This window comes from Arthrobacter sp. 05T47, from assembly GCF_056395825.1.
In genome coordinates this window covers 159,817-176,752 of the sequence record NZ_JBFTKG010000003.1, presented here as the reverse complement: position 1 = coordinate 176,752, position 16,936 = coordinate 159,817, and the positions used below count along the sequence as shown (strand labels likewise).

Sequence of the window (16,936 nt, the reverse complement as noted above, 5' to 3'; positions counted from 1 at the left end):
CTTCAAGCTATGAGGCACTTTCCGGGCTAGATAGGGCCTTATGACACTGGGTGGACCCCGCCCGGTGCCGGATATGGTCCCCGGACGCCGTGTGTAGGATTCAGTATTCGGGCGTCCAATTTTCAGTCCTGCATGTTCAGTGCTGCATGTTCAGTGCTCAGGCGAAGCTCTCGAGCTCCACGCCGGCAGCCGTCAGCCCGGCCCGCACGGCGGCGGCCACGCTGACGGAGCCGGGGGTGTCCGCGTGCAGGCACAGCGAATCTGCCCGCACCGTGATCACGGAGCTGTCCACCGCCACGACCTCACCCTTGGTCGCGAGCCGGACCGCCCGCTCGGTGACCTCGCCGGCGTCGAGCAGCACGGCACCCTCCTCAGCCCGCGGCACCAGGGTCCCGTCCGGGAGATAGGCGCGGTCGGCGAAGGCCTCGGCGAAGACGGGGTGCCCGGCCTCCCGTGCGATGTCCAGCAACGCCGAGCCGGGGAAACCCAGGACGGGCAGCCCGGGATCGTAGGCCTGGATGGCGGCGATCACGGCGGAGGCCTGCTCGGGGTCGCGCACGGTGCGGTCATAGAGCGCCCCGTGCAGCTTGACGTAGTCCACCGAGGCACCAACGGCATGGGCCACGCCGTCGAGCGCGCCGAGCTGGTACAGCACCGCGCCGAACAGATCATCAAAGGTCATCTCCAGCGAGCGCAGGCCGAAGCCGGCCAGATCCGGGTAACCAAGGTGGGCGCCGACCTTGACGTCAAGCTCGTAGGCGGCCCGGCAGGTGTCCAGCATGGTCACGGGGTCGCCGGCGTGCATCCCGCAGGCCACGCTGGCGCTCGTGACGAGTGGGAACATCGCCGCATCCTCGCCCTTGGTCCAGGTCCCGAAGGACTCCCCCAGGTCTGCGTTCAGATCCAAAACGTGCCGCCATCCTTCGTTGTAGCCTTCGGGGCGCCGCTGTCTGGCGGCGTCACCACCGGCGGGCCCGGGGCCGGGTCCGGTTCAGTGTCGTAGAGCGCCAGCGGCCCGGTGGTCTTCGCGAGGGCACGCAACTCTCCGGGAATGGTGTCCGGCATGGGGCCGAACGCTTCGCGGGCATTCGCGACGACGGCGTGGCCCATGACCCGGTTGCCGACGCCGCCGACGACGGCGCCGATGCCAAAGGGCAGCGCGCGGCCCAGCCAGGCTGTGCCCTGGGTCTTGAGCAGGGAGCGCAGGAACATCGTCTGGATCTTGGCGCGCACCGCGCCGAAGCCGGCGAAGGGGACACTGCGGGTGAAAGCCGCGGTCCAGGCCTGGGACGGCCCCCTGCCGCGGCCGGCTACTTGCCCGCTCAACGAGCTCAGAAGCTCGGTTCCTTCCTCGCCCAGCATGATCGCCATGACCAGCGTGCTGGCCCGGTCCGGATCAACCATCCTCACGCCATGCAGTTCCGCAAGCGCCGTGGAGAACAGGGCGGTGGCTTCGAGGAACCCGACGGCCGCGGCGGCCGACAGGCCGAGGGCGGCGGCAGTTCCGACGCCCGGGATGACGGCCGCTCCGCCTACCAGGGCCCCGCCGCCGGTGACGGCCAGCAGGTAGTCGCGCTCCAGGATGGCTGCGAGCTGCGCCGCCGTGGCCTGCGGGTGCCTGCGCTGGAGCCTGCGGATGTTGGCCAGCACCAGTGGCCGCTGGATTTCAACGGCCCGCAGGAGCACCTTGTGGAGCCCGGGCCGGGGCCGGCCCGCGGCGTCGAACATCGCGCTGTGGGCTGTCTGCTGGGCAACCTTGATTGCCGGGTTGCTGCGCTTGGCCATGATCGCCTCTCGTCGGAACCGGAAAGTAAGTTCACTTAACACTAGGGCACGGCCCGGGCATGCCGGGTTCCCTCCGGCCCGTTGGGGCGCCTCAGACTGCGGCGCGCACCACCGGGATCGACGCCGTCGGAAGGCCGCTGGGGAAGATGGTGGGCTCGGGTGCCGTTACGGGCGCCAGCGCGACGCGGACCGGGCCGGCGTCGACGGTGAGCAGTTCCCCGCGCACGTCGACTTCCAGCGGTGCGCCGTCGCGGACGGTCAGGGTGATCGATCCCTGCTCCAGCCCAATGTGCAGGAGTCGGCCCTGGATCTTCAGGTGGAATTCGAGTCCGTCCCATTCGGCAGGCAGGCGCGGATCGAAGTACGGTACCGCGCCCTGGTCCCGGAGCCCGGCAAAGCCGCTGACCAGCGAGCTCCACACCCCGCCGGTGGAGGCGATGTGGACGCCGTCGATCGTGTTGCCGTGGGTGTCGTCGAGGTCGATGAACAGGGCGTGGGTGAAGTGGTCCAGCGCGGCCTTGCCGTAGCCGACCTCGGCGGCCATGATGCCCTGGACGCAGGCGGACAGGGTGGAGTCGCCGGTGGTGATGGGGTCGTAGAAATCAAAGGCGCGGCGCTTTTCCTCGGCCGTGAAGTCCTGCCACTGCAGGAACATGGCCAGCACGGTGTCGGCCTGCTTCAGGACCTGGTGCCGGTAGATCACCAGCGGGTGGAAGTGCAGCAGGAGCGGGTACTCTGACCGGGGCGTGGCCCAGTCCCACGGCTCCAGGGTCATGAAGTCGTTGTCCTGGGAGTGGACCTGGAGGTCCTCGTCATAGGGCATGTGCATGCGGGTGGCGGCTTGTTCCCAGAGCTCGCGCTCGGCGTCGCCGATCTCGGGGTGGTCCAGCGCGGCGGCGGCCCGGAGGTTGAAGCGGGCCATGACGTTAGTATAGAGGTTGTCGTTGACCACCGCGGTGTATTCGTCCGGGCCCGTGACGCCGTGGATGTGGAAGAGCCCGTCCTTGCCGAAGAAGCCCAGGGACACCCACATGCGCGCGGTTTCGATCAGCAGCTCGGAGCCCAGGGTTTCGTGGAATTCACTGTCCCCGCTGGCCCAGATGTACCGGTTGGTCGCGAAGGCGATCGCGGCGGCGATGTGGAACTGCGCGGTGCCGGCCGCGTAGTAGGCGCTGGCCTCGAGCCCGTTGATGGTGCGCCAGGGGAAGAGGGCGCCGTCCACGCTGAGCTCCTTGGCGCGGATCTTCGCCTCGGGCAGGAGGTTGTGGCGGAATTCGAGGACCTGGCGGGCGTTGCCCGGGTTCGTGTAGGTCAGGTAGGGCAGGAGGTACACTTCCTGGTCCCAGAAGTAGTGTCCGTCATAGCCGGAGCCGGACACGCCCTTGGCCGGGATGCCGGCCACATCGGCGCAGGCCGTGGCCTGGGCGAGCTGGAAGAGGTTCCAGCGGACGCCCTGCTGCAGTTCGGGCTGGCCGGCCACCACGATGTCGCTGGTGCTCCAGTAGGCGCGGTAGTGGTCCTCGCTCTGGGTGAAGATTTCGCTGACCGGTTTGAGGCCGGCTTCGGCGCTGTCCGCGAGGTCCTCGACGGCCTGGCCCACGGCGTAGCTGACGCTCTTCTCCAGCACGAACGGTGCGTCCGCGCTGACGGCGAGGACGTAGCGGACGCTGCTGTCGTCCTGGTCCACCTGGGTGTCGAACGGCTGCACATCGGCCGAGGTCCAGTGGTCCACGGCCATCCCGAGCCGCTGCTTGGATTCCGAGGCTTCCCAGGACAGTCGCAGTGAGCCGTCCCCGCCGTCGAGCCGTAAGGGCAGCAGCACCCGCCCGGCGTGCCGGCCGGCGCGGCGCGGATCGTGGGCGGAGTGGTCCTCCACCGGCTGGTCCTGGCGGTTGATGACCGAGGACGTGACATCCGCGGAGATATCCCTGTCGGCGACGAGTTCGAGCGAAATGCCGAGCGCGCCGCGGGATTCGTAGCCCACCGCACGGCGTTCGGTGGTGGTGACGGTGGCGCCGGAGCGGCACTGCCAGGTGATCCGGCACTCGTAGATTCCGGTGGCGAAGTCCACGCTGCGGCGGTAGTCCAGCACGGTGGACTCCTCCAGACTCAGCGGCTCGCCGTCGATGATGACGGTGAAGTTGTTGGCGTCCGGGACGTAGAGGATCCGCTGCCCGGTGCGGGCGAAGCCGTAGGCGTTTTCCGCGTGCTTGATGTCCCAGGTTTCGTGGAAGCCGTTGATGAAGCTGCCGGGAAGTTCGGCGTCGGCGGCGCCCCAGTGCGCGCCGCGGATGCCCAGGTGCCCGTTGCCGAGGCTGAACAGGGTCTCCAGGGTGCCGGCGTTGCCGGGCAGATGGACGGTTTCGACCAGCTGCCAGGGATTGTTGGGGAACCGGGCGCGGTCCGAGGTGATGAGAGCCATGGTTTGGGGGGGTTCCTTCGGCGGGTGTGGGCAGTGCTGGTGGGCGGCGGTGCGCCGGGCTAGAGCAGTTCGGCGAGGTCGTTGACCACTACCGTGGCACCGGCGTCGAGCAGGGTCTGGCGGCCGGCGCCACGGTCGACGCCGATCACCGAGCGGAAGTCTCCCGCGCTGCCTGCCTGGACGCCGGAGACGGCGTCCTCCACCACGACGCAGTCCTGGCTCGGAAGGTCCAGGAGCCGGGCGGCATATTCGTAGGTGGCCGGGCTGGGCTTGCCGGGCAGCCCCTGGGCGACCGCGACAACGCCGTCAACGACGACGGGGAAGTAATCGGACAGCCCGGCAGCCTTGAGCACGGCCGGGGCATTGCGGGAGGAGGAGACGACGGCGAGTTTGAGTCCGCGGGCCAGCGCGGCGTCGACCAGCCGGACGGAGCCCTCGTAGGGCTGGACTCCGCCGGCCTCCACGATGTCGTTGAAGACCTTGTTCTTGCGGTTGCCCAGTCCATGGACGGTCTCATGCGCCGGCTCGTCATCTGCCGGACCCTCGGGCAGCACGATTCCGCGGGAGGCCAGGAAGTCCCGGACTCCGTCGAACCGCGGCTTGCCGTCGATGTGGTCGAAGTAGTCGCTCTCGCTGTACGGCGCCGCCCCGGGGACCGAGGCCAGGTAGCCGTCGAAGAGCTGCTTCCAGGCTTGCTCGTGCACCACCGCGGTGGGCGTCAGTACGCCGTCGAGATCAAAAAGGATGGCGGAGGCGCCGGAGAGCGCACCGGCGAGGCCGGAGGTGTCGGGTGCTGCAGTCATGAGTCAAAGTCCTTTCAGACGACGGGCAGGCAAGAGGGTTTTGTTCAAAGCTGTGGTTTGGGGCTGTAGGTCAAGGCATCATTTTCCGGCGCGACGGCGGCCGTGGTGGTCGCTGCCCTGTTTGGGCCGTTCCGCGGCGGGCGCCGCCAGAATCAACGGCGGCCGGTGCTCGAGCGCTCCACCAGTTTGGTGTCCAGCACATGGTTCGACGGCGGGCTGGCAAGCGGTGGATTGGGAAGTCCCGAGCGATGAAGTCTGTCAATCAGCAGGTTGGCCGCGAAAGCGCCCTGGTCGGCCACCGGCTGGGCAATTGTGGTCAAGCCCAGGAACCAACTCATCTGATGATCGTCTATTCCTATGATGGACACGTTTTCCGGCGCTGACAAACCGAGCTCCCTCAGGGCCATAAGGGCACCGAAGGCTGTTTCGTCGCACCCGGCGAAGATCGCGGACGGCATTCCACGGTTTTCCACGAGCTCCACCATGGCCAGCCGGCCGCCTTCGATGCTGGAGCCGGCGTCGAGCACGAGGTCCGGATCAACCGCGAGGCCGCGGCCGGCCAGGGCCAGCTCGAAGCCGCGCCGCCGCTCGCCGGCGGTCACCAGGGAGGGCGCCCCGGTCTCGCTGCCGGCGAGGATGGCAAGGTCTCTGTGGCCCAAATCCAACAGGTGGTTGGTGGCGGTGCGGGCGGCTTCGGCGTTGTCGATGCCCACGTTGTCCCACGGCACGCCGTGCATCCCGACGCTGGCCACGGCGAGCCCCGACGCGGCGAGCGCGGACATGTCGGCCTCACCGAGGGCGATGTTGAGCAGCAGTACGCCGTCCACGCGCTGCGCCAGGGCCGCGAGGTCGCCGAAAAGCTTCTGCTGCACGCTGGGCCGGTTCCGGAGGCTGATCAGGACGGTGTCATAGCCGCTGTCTGCGAAGACTTCCTCGGCAGCTTCCACAGCCCGGGCGAAGAACCATGCCGTGGCGGACGGCGCGATGATGGCCACGGAGCCGGTGTTGCCGCCGGCCAACCGGGAGGCTGCCGACGAGGCTTTGTAGCCCAGCTGGGCCGCCGCGTCGCCGACCCGCGCCTTGGCCTGCGCGGAGACGTTGGGAAGCTGGCGGAGCGCCCGGGATACGGTGCAAATGGAGAGCCCGGAGAGTGCGGCGACGTCCTGGATGGTGACGCGCGGGGTCTTGGCCTGCGGCACGGGCTCAGCCCTTTCTCCCCCCGAAGTAGTGGGCCCGGTGTTCATGGCCGAGGTCGATTGTAAACGCTTACAAATTAGGCATGCAAGTGGATGATCCGGCGCCTGAGCAGCGCGGGAGCCGGCGCGGGGACGCAGGTCCTTGCAGGTCAGTGCAGGATGTAGTGCCGCAGGAAGGCGCTGACGTCGATAAGTTCGGCCTTCGAAATCGAATGCCCCATGCCGGGGTAGGTCCGGGCCGTCAGCTGGGTGTTCCGCTCCAGCCACTCCTCGGTGTGTTCGGTGGCGGCGTCGTTGATAACGACGTCCCCCTTGTCCCTGCCCCAGAAGAACGGTGGCCGGGAGGTGAAGGATTCGCTCATGGCCAGCAGTTCGTTGTCCAGGACAAAGCCCGAGAGCCCGACCACCGCGCGGAACTGTTCCGGCCGGAGCCGCAGAAGCGTGCTGGCCATGGCCATCCCCTGCGAAAATCCGAACAGGCTGACGCTGCTGTGCCGGGCCTTGACCGACTCGATCCACGCGAAAACCGCGTTCGTGGAGGCGATGACATCGGCGAAGTCGTGGGTAAGGAAGTAGTCCAGCAGGAACCAGCCGTGGTGGTCCCCAATGTCCTTGGGCCCGCGCAGGGCGGCGCAGCTGAACTCCGGCGGCAGGGCGCTGAACAGCTTGGACATCCGGGACTCGTCAGTGCCGTATCCGTGCAGCATCACCAGCAGCGGCGTGCCGGCGCGTTCGTGTTCGGGTTTTGACCAGACGACCGTCTCCATGGGCACAGCCTATCCAGCGCGGCCGCGCCCTCCGCGCAGCAGGTCCGGCGCGGGATCCCTGGCCCCCGGGTTCCGCGGCGGAAACGGACTTCCGCCCCCGGATCCGCGGCGCGGCCGTCCGAAACCGGGGCGGATGTCTGGAATCGGTGCGGAAATCCCGGCCAGCCGGAGGCCGTTTCATTGAATCGGCGGGGGCGGGGTTGTAGCGTGACGCTGGACAGCATGCTTATCATCACCAAATCGGCCCCCGGGGGCACCAAGGAGCACGTTATGAGAATCGGTTCCGCAATCTTCCTCATTGCCATCGGCGCGATCCTCGCCTGGGCCGTCGCTCCCGGGCTGATTCCCAACGTTAACCAGGCCATGATCGGCTACATCCTCATGGCGGTCGGCGTGATTGGACTGATCGCGTCCCTTGTCCTCGCCTCCCCCGGACGCGGCCGCACGCGCCGGGTCAGCGAAAGCCGGACGGTTGTGGACCCCAACACCGGCGAGACCATCACTCGCAATGAGAGCCGCGACGCGGGCATCTGAGCCCCACCCGCGCTCCCGTCGCAGCGTGGAATTCGACGACCCGGAAGCCGGGCCGGGCCTCCTGCCCGGTCCCGGCTTCCGCCATTTAAGCCACGCCCTGGGCACGGCACATGCCCAGCCCCCGCGGCCAGCAATGGACATAACCCCAACCTGCCCATTCCCCGGCCCCACCACTGGACATGTCACCCAGCACCCAGCCCGCCACTCCCCGCCCCGCCACTGGACATGCCCCCCGGCCCCGGGAAACAGATTTCTGCGTTCGTGTGGTTTTTCATTGACAAACCAACACGAACGAAGATAAAGTCAAACAATTCCACTTCATGTGACGGGAGTCACCGAAGCGGCAGGGGCGAATCCCGCGGCAGCACGTTCCGCAGAACCAACGCTCCGGCACTACGGCAATAACCGGGACAGACGCAGTACGCAATGGAGGGTAAGTGTTCGCCGAAGAACGCCAGCAGCTGATCGTGGGGCTCATCTCCGCCAGCGGCCGCGCCAGCGTCACCGACCTGGCCGAGCGCTTCAGCATCACCACCGAAACTGTCCGCCGGGACCTCGCCGCACTGGAAGCCGCGGGCAGCGTGCGCCGGGTTCACGGCGGCGCCGTCTCGGCAGACCGCTTCAGCACCACCGAAGAAAGCATCCTCGAGCGGACCGTGCAGCGGCAGCCCGAGAAGATCCGCATTGCCGAGGCCGCCCTGGCCCTCATGCCCCCGGGCCTCACCGGCAGCATCCTGATCGACGCCGGTTCCACCACGGAGGCCCTCGCCGAACTCCTGTCCGCCCGGGCCGCCGGAGCCGCCGCGTCGGGCAGCCTGCCGGCGTCCGGGGCCGACGCCGAACTCGTCGTCATCACCCACTCCCTGCCCATCGCGTCCCGCCTGTCCGGCGAGCCCGGCATCGCACTGCACCTGCTCGGCGGCAAGGTCCGCGGCCTGACCCAGGCCGCCGTCGGCCAGTCCACCGTGGAGGCCGCCCGCCGGATCCGCCCGGACATCGCCTTTATCGGCACCAACGGCATTCATGCAGCCTTCGGGCTGAGCACACCCGATCCTGAAGAAGCCGCGGTCAAGGCTGCCTTCGTCCAATCAGCCCGCCGCATTGTGGTGCTGGTTGATTCCTCCAAGCTGGACGCGGAGACGCTTGTCCAGTTCGCCTCGTTGAAAGATCTGGACACCGTGATCACAGACACGCAACCCAGCCGGGAACTCGCCGACGCCCTTGCGGAAGCCGGAGTGGAGGTGGTGGTCGCGTGATTGTCACCCTCACCGCCAACCCCAGCCTGGACCGCACCGTAGCGCTGCCCGGCCCCCTCCTCCGCGGCGAAGTCCAGCGGGCCATCTCCGTCCGCCAGGAATCCGGAGGCAAGGGAGTCAACGTCTCCCGCGCCCTGGTCGCCTCGGGGCTGAAGACAATCGCCGTCCTCCCCGGCGCCGAGGCCGACCCGGTCCTGAACGGCCTTCGGGAGACCGAGGTGCCGTTCGCGGCCCTCCCGATCGGCGAGCCGCTGCGCAGCAACGTGGCCCTCACCGAGCCCGGCGGCGTCACCACCAAGATCAACGAACCCGGACCGGTCCTCAGCGGGGACCAGCAGGAAGCCCTGATCAGCCTCCTGCTGGACCACGCCCGCGGCGCCGCCTGGGTGGTCCTTGCCGGCTCGCTCCCACCCGGGGTTCCCGCCGACTTCTACGCGACCGTCACCCGGCGGCTGCGCTCCATGTTCGACGGCGAGGCCGCACCACGGGTCGCCGTCGACTCATCCGGCGAACCCCTCGCCGCAGCGGTCTCCGGCGATACCTCGGGCAAGCCGGACCTCTTGAAGCCCAACGCCGAGGAACTGGTGGAACTGGCTGCAGCAGCCGGGTTCGCCACGAACAAATCCGCCGAGGAGCTAGAAGCGGACCCGGAGGCTGCAGCAGCGGCCGCCTCCGCCGTCGTGCGCTCCGGAGTGGGTGCTGTACTGGCCACCCTCGGCTCAAAGGGTGCCGTTCTTGTGACGGCCGACGGCGCGTGGCTGGCCACGCATCCGCCGGTCACCGCGGTCAGCACTGTCGGCGCCGGCGATTCGTCGCTGGCCGGATACCTGCTCGCATCCAGCCAGGGCGCCGCCCCGGTCGATTGTCTCCGACAGGCGGTGGCCCATGGTGCCGCCGCCGCTTCCCTGCCTGGCTCCACTGTCCCGGCAGTCAACCAAACCACCCCTGATGCCGTAACCATCACGGCCCTCCGGAAGGATTGACAGTGACACAGCTCATTACTACCGAACTGGTCGAGCTCGACCAGAATCTGGGCAGCTCGCCCGAGGACGTGATCCGGCATCTGGCAGGCAGAGTTGCCGGCACCGGACGCGCCACGGAGGCCCAGGGCCTCTTCGCCGACGCCTTTGCCCGGGAATCGAAGACCGCCACGGGTGTGCCGGGCGGCATCGCTATCCCGCACTGCCGTTCGACGGCGGTCACCGAACCCACGCTAGCGATGGCGCGGCTGTCCCAGCCGGTGGACTTCGGCGCCAAGGACGGCCCCGCGGACATCATCTTCTTTATCGCCGCCCCTGAAGGTGCGGACCAGGAGCACCTGAAGCTGCTCTCGAAGCTGGCGCGGTCGCTGATCAAGAAGGACTTCACAGCCAGCTTGCGCGCCGCGACCTCCCCGGCGGAGATCGTCGAGCTCGTCGAAGCCGCCCTGGCGGACAAGCCGGCCGCCCACGCCCCTGCCGAAGCCGCTGCGGCCGCTTCCGCGGGTGCTGCGGGTGCCGCAGCAGGAGCCGCCGCGGGCGCAGGTGCGGAAGGTGCAGGGAAGGCCAAGGGCCCCAAGCGTCTCGTCGCGGTGACGGCCTGCCCCACCGGCATCGCCCACACCTACATGGCCGCCGACTCGCTCGTCGCCGCGGCCAAAGAAGTCGGCGTGGACCTGCAGGTGGAAACCCAGGGATCCTCAGGCGCCAAGGCCCTTGACCCCGCCGTGATCGCCGCCGCCGACGCCGTAATCTTCGCCGTGGACGTGGATGTGCGCGGCAAGGAGCGCTTCGCGGGCATGCCGGTGATCAACGCGCCGGTCAAGCGCGGCATTGACGAACCGGACAAGATGGTTGCGGAAGCACTGGCGGCCGCGGACAACCCGCACGCCCGCCGCGTCCCGCACTTCGCGGAGGACCAGGCCGAACACAACGCCGAGGAAAAGGGCGAACATATCGGCACGAAACTGAAGAAGGCGCTGCTCACCGGTGTCAGCTACATGATCCCGTTCGTGGCGGGCGGCGGTCTGCTGATCGCCCTCGGCTTCCTGCTGGGCGGCTACGACATCACGGCCTTCGCGGACAAGATCCTGGCGGAAAACAGCCTCTTCAACCTGCCCACCGTTTACCCGGCGCTGGCGTGGGGCCCGCTGGGCGCCTTCCTGGGTGCCGTGTTCTTCAAGATCGGCGCTCTGTCCCTCGGCTTCCTCGTTCCCGCACTGGCCGGCTACATCGCCTACGCCATCGCTGACCGGCCGGGCATCGCCCCGGGCTTCGTGTCCGGCGCCGTAGCCGTCTTCATGGGCGCAGGGTTCCTTGGCGGCATCGTGGGCGGCCTGATCGCCGGCTACGTGGCACATGAGATCGGCAAGCTCACCGTGGCCCGCTGGCTGCGCGGCCTCATGCCGGTGGTTATCATCCCGCTCGTGGCGTCCATCGCGGCGTCCGGCCTGCTCTTCATTTTCCTGGGCAGGTACGTCGCCGCGGTCACCGTCGGGCTCAACAACTGGCTGTCCAGCCTGACCGGTGCCAGCGCCATCGCCCTGGGCATTGTCCTCGGCCTGATGATGTGCTTCGACCTCGGCGGTCCGGTCAACAAGGTTGCCTACTCCTTCGCCGTGGCCGGCCTGGGTGCCGCCTCGATCACCAACCAGGCACCGTGGCAGATCATGGCAGCCGTCATGGCCTCCGGCATGGTCCCGCCGCTGGCCATGGCACTGGCTGCGACCGTGCTGAACAAGAAGCTCTTCAGCCTCGCGGAACAGGAAAACGGCAAGGCCGCCTGGCTGCTGGGAGCCTCGTTCATCTCCGAAGGCGCGATTCCGTTCGCCGCCGCCGACCCGCTGCGCGTCATCCCCGCCAGCATGCTCGGCGGAGCCGTGACCGGCGCCATCTCGATGGCGGCGGGCGTGGGGTCCAAGGCCCCGCACGGTGGAATCTTCGTCTTCTTCGCGATCGATCCCTTCCTGATGTTCGTCGTCGCCATTGCGGCCGGTACCGTCGTGAGTGCCTTCGCAGTGATCGCGCTCAAGCGCTGGGCAGTCAAGAAGCCGGTTGATACGGTGGAAACGGTTCCCGTAGCCGTCTGAACCGGTGCACGATTTTTCAAGCAGATACCCACAGCTGATATACACCCAAGCTGACTTCAAGGAGCAGAAATGACCGAACGTAACGCCACCATTGCCAGCCGCGTTGGGCTGCATGCCCGTCCGGCAGCCATCTTCGCCGAGGCTGCAGGCGAGTTCGACAACCTCGAGATCACGATCGCCCGCCTGGGCGAACCGGAGGACGAGGCCATGGACGCCGCCAGCATCCTGTCGCTGATGAGCCTGGGCGCCTCCCACGGCGAGGTTGTGGTGTTGCGTGCCGAGGGCGAAGGCGCCGACGCGGCACTGGACCGCCTCGTGCAGATCCTTGAGACGGATCACGACGCCGAATAGCCTCACCTTCCGGCGCCCGCCGGAAAACCGGCAGCAGTAGAAGGCCCGGCCGCCCCCGATGAGGGGCCGGCCGGGCCTTCGCGTTGCCTGCCGGCGGAGCGTCAGGGCAACTTTTGTAAGGGGCCTTAGTAAGTGCTTGTCACCGGCCGGCGGCGCCGCTAGTTTGGAATCCGCGGCCGCACTGTCCGCGGGCCGCCTCGGAGGTGTTCGTGCCGAAGGAGATGAACGCGTAGCCATGCCAGCGAAGAAGGGTGAACCGAGTGGTTCCGAGAGCCCCAGCATCAAGGATCCCGAGCTCTACGAGAAGCTGCTCGAGGACGGCGCCTCCAAGCAAAAGGCGGCAAGGGTCTCCAACGCCGCGGCCAAGCGCGGGCGTTCCGAGGTAGGCCGCAAGGGCGGCAAGGCCGGCGACTATCAGGACTGGACCGTGCCGCAACTGAAGGCACGAGCCAAGGAGATCGGCCTGACCGGCTACTCGGCCAAGAAGAAGAGCGAGCTTATCTCCGCCCTGCGGAACTCCTGACCGCGATGGCCGCGGCCTCGCCGATTCCGGCCTCAGGCACCCTTTCGGGCTGTCTTCGCGGCTGGCGCCTTGGAATCCGCTGCGGTCTTGGTGGACGCCGTCCTGGTGGTAGCGGTCTTGGCAGTCGCCCGTTTGGTGGCGGCCGAATCGGCGACGGCGGACTTAGCCGCCGCCGTCTTGGGGGCGGCCTTCGGGGCGGCCTTGGCCGCAGGACCGGAGGCTTTGGCCGGGGCCTCGGCGGTCCCTCCGCGCTTTTTCTCGATGCTGCGCTTGAGGGCTTCCATCAGGTCGATCACTTCGCCCTCGCCAGTCTCGACCGGAGCGCCGAAGGTCTCCTCCGTATCCAGCGACTCCCCCTTGTCCAGCTTCGCCTCGATCAGCTGGCGCAACTGTTCCTGATATTCGTCCGTGAACTGGTCCGGCTCAAAGTCGGAGGCCATCGAGTCAACAAGGGCGGCGGACATCTCCCGTTCCTGCGCCGAAATCCGGATGGAGGTCTCGAGGGCGGGGAAGCTGGCCTCGCGGACCTCGTCGGACCACAACAGCGACTGCAGCACCAGGACGTCGTCGCGAATCCTCAGCGCGCCGAGCCGGGTCTTGTCCCGGAGCGCGAACTGCACAATCGCCACCCGGTCCGTGTCCTCCAGGGCGCGACGCAGCAGCACATAGGCCTTGGGCGACTTGGAGTCCGGTTCAAGGTAGTAGCTTTTCTCAAACATCATGGGATCGAGCTGGTCGGCGGGAACGAACTGGACCACTTCGATTTCGTGGCTGTTTTCCGCCGGGATGGACTTGAGCTCCTCGCGGGTCAGGACCACCGTGCGGCCATCGTCCTCATACGCCCTGTCGATGTCCTCGTACTCGATTACCTTGCTGCAGACCTCGCACCGGCGCTGGTAGCGGATCCGGCCGCCGTCGGCGTTGTGGACCTGGTGGAGGCTGATGTCGTGGTCCTCGGTGGCGCTGTAGACCTTCACCGGCACGTTGACCAGCCCGAACGCTATTGCGCCTTTCCAGATGGCTCTCATGGATCAAGTGAACATCACGGCGGCGCGGAGGTGAAGGGTTTTGGCCAACGGTAAAGAGCGCGTCCGCGTGGCCGGACGCGAACTGGCGCTCACCAACCTGGAAAAAATCATGTATCCGGAGACGGGCACCACCAAGGCCGACGTCATTGCCTACTACGCCGCCGTCGCGCCGGTGCTGATCCCGGCATCCCTCAACCGGCCAGCTACCCGGAAGCGCTGGGTCCACGGCGTCGGGACAGCCGACGCTCCCGGCGAGATGTTCTTCCAGAAGAACCTGGACCATTCCCCCGGCTGGGTGCCCCGGGCCGCCATCACGCACAAAGACCGGACCATCCAATATCCCCTGGTCAATGATCCGGCCACGCTCATCTGGCTGGCCCAGAGCGCGGCCCTGGAGATCCACGTGCCCCAGTGGCGGGTGGACTCCCACGGCAATGCGCTCCCGCCCGACCGGCTGGTGCTGGACCTGGACCCGGGCGAAGGTGCGGGCCTGGCGGAGTGTGTCGAGGTGGCCAAATTGGCACGCAGCATCCTGCAGGATGTGGGCCTCGACCCCGTGCCCGTGACGAGCGGCAGCAAGGGCATCCACCTCTACGCGGCACTGGACGGCTCCCAGAGTTCGGATCAGATTTCCGAATTCGCCCACGAACTGGCCCGCTCACTCGAAGCAGACCACCCTGGCCTGGCCGTCAGCGACATGAAAAAGGCGCTCCGTACAGGCAAGGTGCTGGTCGACTGGAGCCAGAACAACGCCGCCAAGACCACGATTGTGCCGTACTCGCTGCGCGGCCGGCTCCGGCCCACTGTGGCCGCGCCGCGCACGTGGCGCGAACTCAGCTCCCCGTCCCTGCACCAGTTGGACTTCCACGAGGTGATGAAGCGCGTGGCGGCGGGCAAGGATCCGTTTGCTCCGGTTTCCGGCGGGCGGCACGACGCCGGCGCCGCGGCGGGCCACGCGGCCGGGCACCGGGCGGACCGCCTCGCCGGAGGGGCTGAAACGCCTCCCGAGCAGGCTGGCGACGGCGGCGACACCGACCCCCGGCTGGAGGAATACCGCACCAAGCGGGACAAGGCAGGCACGCCCGAACCCTTCACTGCAGAACGTCACCTCGCCGAAAACGGCGGCGGGACGCGGCGGGAGAAGTTCGTCATCCAGGAGCACCACGCCAGGCGGATGCATTACGACTTCCGGCTGGAACGCGACGGCGTGCTGGTGTCCTGGGCGCTGCCCAGGGGCGTTCCGACCAGCAAGGCCACCAACCACCTCGCGGTCCAGACCGAAGACCACCCGATGGACTATGCCGACTTCGAGGGCGACATTCCCAAGGGCCAGTACGGTGCCGGGACAGTCAGCATCTGGGACCACGGAACCTATGACTGCGAAAAGTGGGTCGCCGGCAAGGAGGTCATCGCGACCCTGACCGGTGCGGAGGGCGGGGGCCTGGGCGGGGCCCAACGATTCGCCCTGATCCACACGGGCCAGGCCAACGACCAATGGCTCATCCACCTGATGGACCCGCCGGGTTCGACGAAAGACCATCCGGGAGCCCGGCGCCCAGCCGGCGCACCGGACGACGACGAGGAGGACGACGACGACGAGGAGGACGACGACGACGAGGCAGGCGCAGCCGAGGCGGGCGCAGCCGAGGCGGGCGCAGCCGACGTAGACCACGACCGCGGCGAGGGCGGCCCGGGAACCGGCAGGGCCGCCGGCGGCAGCACAACCGGCGGCACAAGTTCGTCCGCGACTGTATCGTCGACCGCGTTCAGTCCGATGCTTGCCAGCGCCGGGACCCTGGCGGATCTGCCGGACCTGGACTGGCAGTTCGAGCTCAAATGGGACGGCGTGCGGGCCCTGGTCATCGGCGACGCCACGGGCATCCGGCTCATCAGCCGCAACGGCATCGACATGTCCGTGAGCTACCCCGAACTGACGGACCGGTCCCGCTGGCCGGAACAGGACTTCGTCGCCGATGGCGAGATCATCGCCGTCGGACGCTCCGGCCGGCCCGACTTCGGCCTTCTTCAAGGACGGATGAAACTCAGCAAAGCCGCCGACGTCCGCAAGGCGCAGGCCTCGACGCCGGTGCGGCTGATGCTGTTCGATCTGCTCTCCGAGGCCGGCGAGGACCTGCGGCGCCTGCCGCTCGGCGAGCGCCGGCGCCGGCTCGAGCTGTTCTTCCACCCCTCCGCCGGCCCGGTGGAGCTCTCAGGCGTGATCGAGGGCGACGCCTCGCACATCCTGGAAAGCGTCGCTGAGCTGGGGCTGGAGGGTGTCATGGCCAAGCGCCGGGACGGGCGCTATGTCGGCCAGCGCAGCCGGTCCTGGCTCAAGCTCAAGATTGAGCGGACCCAGGAGGTGGTGGTGGGCGGCTGGCGGCCCGGAAGGGGCGAACGCGGGGATTCCGTGGGCTCGCTGCTGCTGGGGATTCCGGACGGTTCGAAACTCCGTTATGTGGGGCGGGTGGGCAGCGGTTTCAGCGACCGTGAGCTCAAGGAACTCAGGCAGCAACTGGATGCCCTGCCACGGAAGACCTCCCCGTTCCGGGACGTGCCCCGCGCGGACGCCGCTGACGCCCACTGGGTGAGCGCAAAACTGGTCGGCGAGGTCACCTTCGGGGAATGGACCGGTACCGGGAAGCTCAGGCACCCGGTGTGGCGCGGCTGGCGCCTGGATAAGGCGCCAGCCGACGTCGTGGTCGACCCGGCCCCCGGCCCCTAGCTGCGTAACCTAGCCACGGGACCGGTTGTGATGGGGCTAGTCGTGGTGGGGCAACTGCGGACGGCTCTGCCGGTGCATGGCCCCGGCGGCCACCTGCTGGCTCTGCCGCCCGCGGGCGGTATCGCGGTCCTTGGGGTGACGCTGCTTGCCGCTGCCGTCCGGCCACTGCTGTCCCTGGCCCGGCCCGGGGGGAGCATGGTGCAGGGTCTCCGGTCCGGGGGCTTCAGCCATGGATTGCGCGAGATGGCTCGCGACCTCGGGCTCGATATCTTCTCCGAATTGATGGTCCGCCATTGATCTTCCTTTCCGCTGTAAATTACCGCTTTGAAATGAAGTGTCCATCAATCGTAGGACGGCCGGGATGAGTTGTCTGTAGTGGCTGTGGCGGGCTCTCCTGCGGCGCGAATCCGGCCCGAAAGCCCGCGCCTGCGGGGGCCGGTGCGGAAATTTTTAGCCGCGGCGCCGCGAACCTCGCCGTTTCC

Annotated in this window: 15 protein-coding genes; 7 read left to right on the top strand and 8 right to left on the bottom strand. The window is 68.1% G+C overall.

Annotation, left to right across the window (positions count from 1 at the left end; genetic code table 11):
- Positions 1 to 157 precede the first annotated feature (157 nt).
- From AC1DEY_RS04570 to AC1DEY_RS04545, 6 genes are all read right to left on the bottom strand, one after another.
- On the bottom strand, positions 158 to 907 hold the full coding sequence (locus tag AC1DEY_RS04570; RefSeq protein WP_476866941.1) for a LamB/YcsF family protein: 750 nt from the start codon (positions 905 to 907) through the stop codon (positions 158 to 160).
- Positions 898 to 1,785 carry a hypothetical protein gene (locus AC1DEY_RS04565; RefSeq protein WP_476866940.1) on the bottom strand — a complete coding sequence of 296 codons (888 nt, stop codon included), beginning with the start codon at positions 1,783 to 1,785 and terminating at the stop codon, positions 898 to 900. Before AC1DEY_RS04565 ends, AC1DEY_RS04570 begins: the two co-directional genes overlap by 10 nt.
- Before the next feature lie 91 nt (positions 1,786 to 1,876).
- Positions 1,877 to 4,207, bottom strand: a complete 2,331-nt coding sequence (locus AC1DEY_RS04560) for a glycoside hydrolase family 65 protein (RefSeq protein WP_476866939.1) — start codon at positions 4,205 to 4,207, stop codon at positions 1,877 to 1,879.
- A gap of 59 nt (positions 4,208 to 4,266) precedes the next feature.
- A complete protein-coding gene (locus AC1DEY_RS04555) occupies positions 4,267 to 5,010 on the bottom strand; it encodes an HAD family hydrolase (RefSeq protein ID WP_441408182.1) in 744 nt (247 codons plus the stop codon).
- A 152-nt stretch (positions 5,011 to 5,162) separates the two neighbouring features.
- Positions 5,163 to 6,209 (bottom strand): LacI family DNA-binding transcriptional regulator, encoded by a 1,047-nt coding sequence (locus tag AC1DEY_RS04550; protein ID WP_476866938.1) that lies wholly within the window; start codon positions 6,207 to 6,209, stop codon positions 5,163 to 5,165.
- A gap of 146 nt (positions 6,210 to 6,355) precedes the next feature.
- Complete coding sequence (locus AC1DEY_RS04545; protein WP_476866937.1) at positions 6,356 to 6,973, bottom strand: alpha/beta hydrolase; 618 nt, start codon at positions 6,971 to 6,973, stop codon at positions 6,356 to 6,358.
- Positions 6,974 to 7,243: 270 nt separating this feature from the next.
- Here AC1DEY_RS04545 and AC1DEY_RS04540 point away from each other — a divergent pair, with 270 nt between their 5' ends.
- From AC1DEY_RS04540 to AC1DEY_RS04515, 6 genes are all read left to right on the top strand, one after another.
- Positions 7,244 to 7,507, top strand: coding sequence for a DUF6458 family protein (locus AC1DEY_RS04540; RefSeq protein WP_390201757.1), 264 nt, complete (start codon positions 7,244 to 7,246; stop codon positions 7,505 to 7,507).
- A 437-nt stretch (positions 7,508 to 7,944) separates the two neighbouring features.
- Entirely contained in the window at positions 7,945 to 8,763 is an 819-nt protein-coding gene (locus AC1DEY_RS04535; RefSeq protein ID WP_441408185.1) for a DeoR/GlpR family DNA-binding transcription regulator, read from the top strand.
- The gene (locus AC1DEY_RS04530) at positions 8,760 to 9,746 is read left to right on the top strand and encodes a 1-phosphofructokinase family hexose kinase (protein ID WP_476866936.1); all 987 of its coding nucleotides are present in this window, start codon (positions 8,760 to 8,762) and stop codon (positions 9,744 to 9,746) included. Before AC1DEY_RS04535 ends, AC1DEY_RS04530 begins: the two co-directional genes overlap by 4 nt.
- A 2-nt stretch (positions 9,747 to 9,748) precedes the next feature.
- Positions 9,749 to 11,830, top strand: coding sequence for a PTS fructose transporter subunit IIABC (locus AC1DEY_RS04525; protein ID WP_476866935.1), 2,082 nt, complete (start codon positions 9,749 to 9,751; stop codon positions 11,828 to 11,830).
- 69 nt (positions 11,831 to 11,899) lie between these two features.
- On the top strand, positions 11,900 to 12,181 hold the full coding sequence (locus AC1DEY_RS04520; RefSeq protein ID WP_018774864.1) for an HPr family phosphocarrier protein: 282 nt from the start codon (positions 11,900 to 11,902) through the stop codon (positions 12,179 to 12,181).
- Positions 12,182 to 12,416: 235 nt separating this feature from the next.
- The gene (locus AC1DEY_RS04515; RefSeq protein WP_476866934.1) at positions 12,417 to 12,704 is read left to right on the top strand and encodes a DUF7218 family protein; all 288 of its coding nucleotides are present in this window, start codon (positions 12,417 to 12,419) and stop codon (positions 12,702 to 12,704) included.
- Positions 12,705 to 12,736: 32 nt separating this feature from the next.
- Here AC1DEY_RS04515 and ku read toward each other — a convergent pair whose 3' ends face one another.
- A complete protein-coding gene (gene ku, locus AC1DEY_RS04510) occupies positions 12,737 to 13,732 on the bottom strand; it encodes a non-homologous end joining protein Ku (RefSeq protein WP_476866933.1) in 996 nt (331 codons plus the stop codon).
- A 40-nt stretch (positions 13,733 to 13,772) separates the two neighbouring features.
- On the opposite strand from ku, the gene AC1DEY_RS04505 reads away from it, so the two are divergent.
- Positions 13,773 to 16,454, top strand: coding sequence for an ATP-dependent DNA ligase (locus AC1DEY_RS04505; RefSeq protein WP_476866932.1), 2,682 nt, complete (start codon positions 13,773 to 13,775; stop codon positions 16,452 to 16,454).
- Positions 16,455 to 16,490: 36 nt separating this feature from the next.
- Here AC1DEY_RS04505 and AC1DEY_RS04500 read toward each other — a convergent pair whose 3' ends face one another.
- A complete protein-coding gene (locus AC1DEY_RS04500; RefSeq protein WP_441408191.1) occupies positions 16,491 to 16,748 on the bottom strand; it encodes a hypothetical protein in 258 nt (85 codons plus the stop codon).
- Positions 16,749 to 16,936: the final 188 nt, after the last annotated feature.